A 7,256-nucleotide genomic window follows, 5' to 3' on the forward strand; every position below is an offset into this window, starting at 1 on the left:
TTCTAATGGCAGTTGCCTGTTTTTTCCATTATAATATGCTGAGAAAGAAGGTGGGAGTTATCAAGCAAAGAGGAATTTTATTTGCGGCTTTGGCTGCATCATTCTGGGCGATCTCTGGAATTTTAGGGCAATCTTTGTTTACCGATTATCATTTTCGGGCCGACTGGCTAGTCTCAGTTAGACTGTTCTTTTCGGGAATTATACTATTAGGATTAGCAAAAGGCTGGAAGAAGGAGGCTATTTTTGCCCCATTCAAAAAGAAACGCGATTTAGGAGCACTCCTGATTTTTTCGGTCTTTGGCATGTTTGCAGTCCAGCTGACCTACTTTAAAACCATTGAATTGAGCAATGCATCCTTCGCGACCATTATTCAGTATACCGGTCCTTTTTTTGTGATTTTGTATGAGTCGTTTAAGCAAAGAAAGGTGCCTTCGTTTTTAACAATTCTTTTGCTGGTTACGACAGCGCTTGGTGTTGTGTTTATTGCGACAAAAGGGGGATTTACTAATTTGTCGATATCCTTGGGTGCGTTAGTCTGGGGGATCGGTTCAGCGGTTTCGTTGGCTTTTTATTCTTTACAGCCAAGGGGATTGCTGGCAACTTACGGCAGTTTCGTTACAGTGGGCTGGGGGATGCTTTTTGGCAGCGTCTTTTCGAATATCTTACAACCAATGTGGCGGACGTCGGGAACCTTCACCATGGGCTCGGTGATGTCGATTTTCTTAGTAGTAACCATTGGTACTGCATTGGCTTTCCTTTTATACTTATCCAGCTTGCAATACATCAGTTCGAGTCTAGCAAGTACCTTAACAGCCTTTGAGCCTTTATTGGCAACAGTTTTTTCAATTGTTGTCTTCAGTCTGCCGCTGACTTTGTTTGAGGTGGTGGGATTTCTCCTAGTTTTGGGTTCCATTTTACTAATTCAAAAGAAATTATAACGGACAAATTTTTTGTCCGTTTTTTTCTCATGTTATACTAAATAGAGAGATAAAGTATGTGGAGGAGATGGAATGGAAAAGCAGCGGTTTAAGGGTGGGATTGATTTACATCAGGATGAAGCCTTGCATTTGCGTGGAATTGATCAGTACAAGCAGGTGGAAAAAATTTATCCGAAAAGGGTTTATATTCCAGTTCAGCAGCATATTGGCGGTGAACCGGAAGTGACAGTCTCTATTGGAGAAGAGGTTTATTTGGGACAAACAATTGCTAAAATGGATGAAGGATTAGGTGCCAATGTCCACGCCAGTGTTTCTGGTAAAGTTGTCGGAATCAAAGCGATTGATCAAGGTCAAGGTGACGAAATGACCTGTGTAATTATCGAAAATGATTTTCAAGAACGCTTAAAAGAGGAGCACCATGAGCCGATTGAAGAGCTGAATCGTGAAACGATTGTGCAGCGTGTTGAGGAGGCAGGAGTAGTTGGTCTGGGAGGCGCGACTTTTCCCAGTCACGTCAAATTAAATCCAAAAGAAGACATTCATACGTGTATTTTCAATGGAGCCGAATGCGAACCTTTGTTAATGGCAGATGCGGCTTTAATGGTTACTCAAGGGGAAAAACTGTTAAAGGGCTGCAAGGTTGTGATGAAGGCAGTGGACGCTAAGGAAGGCATCATCGCGATTGAAGATGACAAGCAGGAAGCGATACAAACGATGCGGGAATATTGTAAAGAGGTTCCCAATCTTTCAGTGATGGAGGTTCCATCAGTCTATCCTCAGGGCAGTACTGAAATGCTGTTCAAAACAGTCACTGGCAAAGAAGAACCTTTTGGCGGTTCCACGCGAGATGTGGGTTATTTGATTATCAATGTGGCAACTACAGTAGCTGTGTTCGAGGCAATTGAACCAGGTCGACCGTTAAGTCATCGAATTTGTTCGGTGGTTGGTGACGTGATGGAACAAAAGAATGTGTATTTTCCATTAGGTACTACTATCGAGGACATGATTGAGTTTTGCGGCGGGTTTGACGGAAAACCGTCTAAAATCATTACTGGTGGATTTATGATGGGAACCACGGTAGATACGTTAGATGCTTCTTTGACAAAATCGGCCAATGGACTAATTATTATTAATGAAGCCCATGATGAGGATATGACGCCCAGCCCCTGCATCAAATGTGCGCGCTGTGTGGAGGTTTGTCCCATCGGTTTACTGCCGCACCAGCTGGAAAAGAATTATTTGAAGCAAAATTGGGATCGGCTGGAGAAGCTGTATGTAGAAAGCTGTATTAACTGTGGCTGCTGTACATACATTTGTCCAGCACGCCGTCACTTGGCAGAACACATTATTGCTGGTCAGCAGATCGTTGAAGAAAGGAAGGCACAATGATGGAGAAGAATCGTTCCTTTGAAGAATTACGCAGCGACCGCTACCCGATGATGGAAGCTTCTCCTCATTTACTATTCTGGGAGAAAACGGATCGTATTATGAAGCTGGTGGTACTGGCACTTTTACCGAGTGTGGCCGCTTCGATTATCTTTTTTGGCTGGCATTCACTGTTGTTGTATGTGGTTTCAATTGCTACTTGTGTGATTTGCGAAATTCTTTGGTTTAGAATTCGCAAAAAAACGATGCCGAATGATTTTTCAGCTGTTGTCACGGCAGTTCTTTTGGCGATGAGCTTGCCGGCTAGCGTACCTTTGTGGTATCCCGTAGTAGGTGGAGTGATTGGAATTGTTTTAGCGAAAGAATTGTTTGGTGGGATTGGCCGTAATTTATTGAATCCTGCGCTGACTGGGCGAGCGGTTTTACGGTTAGTATTTGTCCATGAGATGTCTGCCAATGTGCAGCCGCAGCCCTGGTTTTCCACCAATGGGTTGGATGTCGTTTCTTCAGCGACACCCTTGATGACTGCTGAGGCAGGCGAAAGCTTGTCCTCCGTCCAAATAATCGATAGCTTAACTGGATTGATTGCTGGAAAAAATGCTGAAACGACGGCTCTTTTGCTGTTGGCAGGCGGGGTGTTTCTACTATATAAACGGGTGATTACCTGGCACATCCCGTTGTGCATGCTGGCAACTGTGGCGGTAGTCGCTTTGATTGCTGGGAAAGGGGATCTGACGATTGTTTTTGCCCACATTTTTGGCGGCGCTACTATGCTGGGCGCTTTCTTCATGGCAACGGATTATAGCACCTCGCCGACAACACCTAAAGGCGAGGTAATCTATGGTATTTGCTGCGGACTGCTTTTAATGGGCTGGCGCCTATTTACCTCGATGCCAGAAGGGATGACCTTCATTTTATTGATAATGAATTGCTTTGTCCCATTCATTGATTATTTAATTATTCCTAAAGTATACGGAGAAAAAAGCACATAAAATAGTCCTTAGAATTGTTCGGATGATCTGCGAATAATTCTAAGGTTTTTTGTGAGTTTAAAGCCTATTATTCGCTTTTTCTTGAAAAAAACGGGTATGATAGAAGAAGATAAACAAAAGGAGGAAGCGTATGGAAACGTATCAATTAAGAGATGGATTAGTTGTTCCAAAAGTAGGGTTTGGTACTTACAAGTTAAATGGCTTAGAGGGTGTAAATACGATGGTTCAAGCCTTGTCTAACGGCTATCGTTTACTGGATTCTGCTTTTAACTATGAAAATGAAGGAGCTGTGGGTGAAGCCATTCGTCGTTCAGAGGTTCCTCGCTCAGAAATACTCGTTGCTTCAAAGCTTCCGGGGAGACATCATGCATATGATGAGGCAATAACAACGATCCAAGAATCTTTACTGCGGGCAGGATTGGATTATTATGATCTGTATCTGATCCATTGGCCCAATCCAAAGGAAGACCGCTACGTAGAAGCCTGGCAAGCATTGATTGCAGCACAGCGTTTTGGTTTGGTTCGTTCGATTGGGGTTTCCAACTTCTTGCCAGAACACCTTGAACGACTAGAAGTAGAAACAGGGGTTCTGCCAGTCATTAATCAGGTGGAGCTGCATCCTCATTTCAATCAGGAATCACAACGGGAATACAACGCACAACGGGGAATTTTGACACAGGATTGGAGTCCGCTAGGCCGTGCCAGTGAGATACTTAACAATCCAGTATTGTCGGAAATCGCGAATAAGTATGACCGCAATGTCGGGCAGGTTATCCTGCGTTGGGAAATTCAGCTGGACACGCTGCCAATTCCTAAAGCCCCCAGCACCATGAGACAATTAGCCAATCTAGATATTTTTGATTTCGAACTGACACCTGAGGAAATGGCAATGATCAATGGTTTGTCTAAACCAGACGGCCGCTTGAAAAATCAAGATCCTGCTGAATACCAAGAATTCTAATAAAAAAAGCCCTCAAACGAGGACTTTATCTAATATACCAGTCAATAAATAGTTGGAGCAAGGCAAGCCCTACACTAGCCGATGTAATTAGGGCGCCCATAATGATGTGAATTCGCTTGTTCATTACTAACAGAGCGGCGAATTCTCTCAAAAAGGCATTTGGTAAATAATATTTCGCTGTTTTCGCACCGATGCCGTCAGCCTTCAATCCGACCTGTTCAGCATACATGCCTGCTCGAAAGATATGATAGTTGTTAGAGGCAAAAATCGCTCGGTAGCCCGCTGGTTTTTCCCGTTCCATGATATCTTTGCTGAAGCGCATGTTTTCCAAGGTGGTTGTGGAATGTGTTTCAATCAAAATTTCATCTTCTGGAATTCCCTGCTCCAAGGCATAGTTTTTCATAGCAACTGATTCCGGAACTTTTTCATCTGGACCTTGCCCGCCAGACATCAACAATTGAGGTGGAGATAAGGTTTTGCGACTTTGTTTTTGATAAAAGGCAATCGCCCGATCAATTCGTTTTGCTAATAAAGGGGAGACTCTTTCCCCTTGAATCAGTCCAGCGCCCAATACAATTACATAATCTTGATCTGGCTTAGGGTCGTTCAGCTGATAAATTAAAGAAATAGATAAAAAATTCCAGAAAACAATAAACAAATAGATCAGAATCGCTGTAGGAATAAGCAGCAGCGGTGCCGACCAGCTGGGAACAAATTGTGTCCCAAATCTTCGGATAATGCTGGCGACAATAACACCCAAAGCCAGGATCAAGGTTAGCAGGTTGGCTAATGAATGAGATTCTCTTTTAAAAACCAAATAGCTGTTCCAGAGCAGAAAAATAATCAGTGCATAAAAGCCGAAGATCAGCACTAAAATGCCAAATACGCCTAAAACAAAGAGGATACCAATCGTAATTAGAGAAGTTGAGGTAAATGATAAAACCCCAAGATAGGCAAACAGGCTAATCAAAAATAGATTAAACAACCAGCCGTTGCGTAATTTTGCCTTATCCCTAAAGTAGAAAAAGTGAAACAACAGGTAGAAACCAACTGGAAGTGCTAAATAAAAGGTTCGCTCCTGTATTTCGATTACCAAAAAGTACAGAATAAGAAACCCACCTGTGTAAAGCAGATTTTTACGCAGTCGTTCCTCTTTTCCAGTTCTGGTTATCCAAATATTGAGTAGAGCGATGATAACTAAATAAATAATAAGAGCGGTAATATCTCTTGTGCTATACATCCGAACACCTCTTTCACACTCAGTATAGCAAATTATTCAAGAAAAATTGACAAAGAAGAACCTTTGACAGGTAAGAAATTAATGAGGAGGAAAATTTATGGATATTAAAGGAATCAATCGAATTCATTCGCCTAATTTTTATGTAATTGGCAAGGAAGGCCGAGGATTGGCCGAGGAATCAGGCTCGTGGGTTCCCTTGCTTTGGGACCAGATGAATCAGCACTTCGAAGAAATTGCCGGGTTGATCAATGCAACCGATATGAGTCAGCTGCATTTATGGGGATTAATGAGTGATGGAGACCATTGGCTGGAGCCATGGCAAAAAGAAGGACGCTATTTGGCAGGTGTTCAAGTACCTGCTGAGGCTGTACCGCCTGTTGGCTGGATTCGCTGGGAGATTCCGACGATGACTTATTTAACGATAAAAACGGATGCTGAGCGAATTGACGAAGCGACTCAGCTAATGCTGGGGCAAGTTTTTCCATTAGAAAAGGTTGAATTAGCTGGAGCTGTGCAGGAGCATTATCTGCCAAGCTTTTCAGAAGGAGAAGTAGAGCTGTATTTCCCCATTCGAACAAGTATTTAAAAAGAACCGAGGAACGTTGTACCGACTCCAAAAAGTTTCACTCTTTGGGGGCGCTACAGCTGTCCTCGGTTCTTTCATTTAATTAGAAAAAGTCTAGAATTTTTCGCCAGATAATCAAAAAGATATTCGCTTTTTCAACTGCGCTGCTGGTAACGACATTGGCACTAGGTGCGTCATCTGGGTCAACATAACCCAACTCATCTTGGTTCAACTTAACCGTCGTCATGCCAAGCTTTTCACCTTTGCGTACAGGAGCAATCAATTTCCCGTCGTTCAGCAATGTTTTGTTCATTTCCGTTTCGGTAGTAATTTGGTTCAAATCCATGTCATTACGGGCCCAAACTTGAACGACACCATCATTTTTCAGCTGAACCTCTTCTTGCTTGCCATCAACAACAGGAAGCTCAGTTTCACCTGTCACAGGCTGATTGGCTAGATCAATTGTTTTCAGCTGCCAATTATCAAAGCAATAATCCATTAAACGGCTGGTTTCTGCAAAGCGAGCATTGCGGTCTCTAACCTCGTTTGAAGCATTTAGTACTACCGTAATTACACGACGGCCGTCACGTTCCATTGTTCCTGCAAAGCAAGCGCCGGCTTTTTCCGTTGTCCCAGTTTTTAATCCATCCACGCCTTCTTTGGCATTCGCTAATCCTGGAAGCATGCTGTTAGAGTTTTCCATTTCGACTGGTGACTCGGTTCCTGCAGCAAACTGAGCGTTAGCCACTTTCGATGTTTCTAAATATTCAGGATGATCCTTAATTAGGCGACGAGCAACAATGGCAACACTGCGAGCAGACATCATGTTTTCATCTTCTTCACCTGTGTCAGGATAACGTCGATCTCCTAGAAAATAGTTGTTCAATCCAGAAGCATTCACTAAAATCGCATCGGTAATTCCCCAGCTGGTTACCAACTGGCGCATTTGATCCACGAAGGCATGCTCGCTGCCAGCTAAAAATTCAGCTAAAGCAATCGCGGCTGCATTCCCTGATTCAATAATTGCTGCATCATAAAGCTCTTTAACTGAATAGGTTTGATCTTTATTTAGGGGAACATTGGATAACTCTGGATTCGTACTATTTTCTGCCGCATAATCCGAAATAGGTACCTGTGCATCCCAAGTGGTTCTTTGCTGCTTCACAGCATCTAA

At 43.1% G+C, this 7,256-nt stretch carries 7 protein-coding genes; 5 read left to right on the forward strand and 2 right to left on the reverse strand.

Annotated features, from left to right (window positions below; all coding sequences use genetic code 11):
• The first annotated feature begins 5 nt into the window (after nt 1-5).
• The 4 genes from IGI49_RS18620 (at nt 6) to IGI49_RS18635 (ending at nt 4,277) form a co-directional block, all read left to right on the forward strand.
• The gene (locus IGI49_RS18620) at nt 6-938 is read left to right on the forward strand and encodes a DMT family transporter (RefSeq protein ID WP_429962915.1); all 933 of its coding nucleotides are present in this window, start codon (nt 6-8) and stop codon (nt 936-938) included.
• 72 nt (nt 939-1,010) lie between these two features.
• Nucleotides 1,011-2,327 carry an electron transport complex subunit RsxC gene (rsxC, locus tag IGI49_RS18625; protein WP_429962916.1) on the forward strand — a complete coding sequence of 439 codons (1,317 nt, stop codon included), beginning with the start codon at nt 1,011-1,013 and terminating at the stop codon, nt 2,325-2,327.
• Nucleotides 2,324-3,316, forward strand: a complete 993-nt coding sequence (locus IGI49_RS18630) for an RnfABCDGE type electron transport complex subunit D (protein WP_429962917.1) — start codon at nt 2,324-2,326, stop codon at nt 3,314-3,316. The genes rsxC and IGI49_RS18630 overlap by 4 nt, the downstream gene beginning before the upstream one ends.
• Nucleotides 3,317-3,446: 130 nt before the next feature.
• A complete protein-coding gene (locus IGI49_RS18635) occupies nt 3,447-4,277 on the forward strand; it encodes an aldo/keto reductase (RefSeq protein WP_429962918.1) in 831 nt (276 codons plus the stop codon).
• A 25-nt stretch (nt 4,278-4,302) separates the two neighbouring features.
• Here IGI49_RS18635 and IGI49_RS18640 read toward each other — a convergent pair whose 3' ends face one another.
• Complete coding sequence (locus IGI49_RS18640) at nt 4,303-5,517, reverse strand: YdcF family protein (RefSeq protein ID WP_429962919.1); 1,215 nt, start codon at nt 5,515-5,517, stop codon at nt 4,303-4,305.
• 97 nt (nt 5,518-5,614) lie between these two features.
• On the opposite strand from IGI49_RS18640, the gene IGI49_RS18645 reads away from it, so the two are divergent.
• Nucleotides 5,615-6,103, forward strand: coding sequence for a GyrI-like domain-containing protein (locus tag IGI49_RS18645; protein ID WP_429962920.1), 489 nt, complete (start codon nt 5,615-5,617; stop codon nt 6,101-6,103).
• Nucleotides 6,104-6,185: 82 nt separating this feature from the next.
• Here IGI49_RS18645 and IGI49_RS18650 read toward each other — a convergent pair.
• Nucleotides 6,186-7,256 (reverse strand): serine hydrolase (locus IGI49_RS18650; RefSeq protein WP_429969599.1); only part of this gene is annotated, 1,071 nt, incomplete at its 5' end.

The organism is Enterococcus sp. AZ071 (genome assembly GCF_050499065.1).
GTDB lineage: Bacteria > Bacillota > Bacilli > Lactobacillales > Enterococcaceae > Enterococcus_A > Enterococcus_A ferrettii.

Bases quoted from the DNA above. Each gene is read 5' to 3' on its own strand.
- IGI49_RS18630 (WP_429962917.1), top strand. From the start codon at position 2,324: ATGATGGAGAAGAATCGTTCCTTTGAAGAATTACGCAGCGACCGCTAC.
- IGI49_RS18645 (WP_429962920.1), top strand. From the start codon at position 5,615: ATGGATATTAAAGGAATCAATCGAATTCATTCGCCTAATTTTTATGTA.
- rsxC (WP_429962916.1), top strand. From the start codon at position 1,011: ATGGAAAAGCAGCGGTTTAAGGGTGGGATTGATTTACATCAGGATGAA.
- IGI49_RS18635 (WP_429962918.1), top strand. From the start codon at position 3,447: ATGGAAACGTATCAATTAAGAGATGGATTAGTTGTTCCAAAAGTAGGG.
- IGI49_RS18640 (WP_429962919.1), bottom strand. From the start codon at position 5,517: ATGTATAGCACAAGAGATATTACCGCTCTTATTATTTATTTAGTTATC.
- IGI49_RS18620 (WP_429962915.1), top strand. From the start codon at position 6: ATGGCAGTTGCCTGTTTTTTCCATTATAATATGCTGAGAAAGAAGGTG.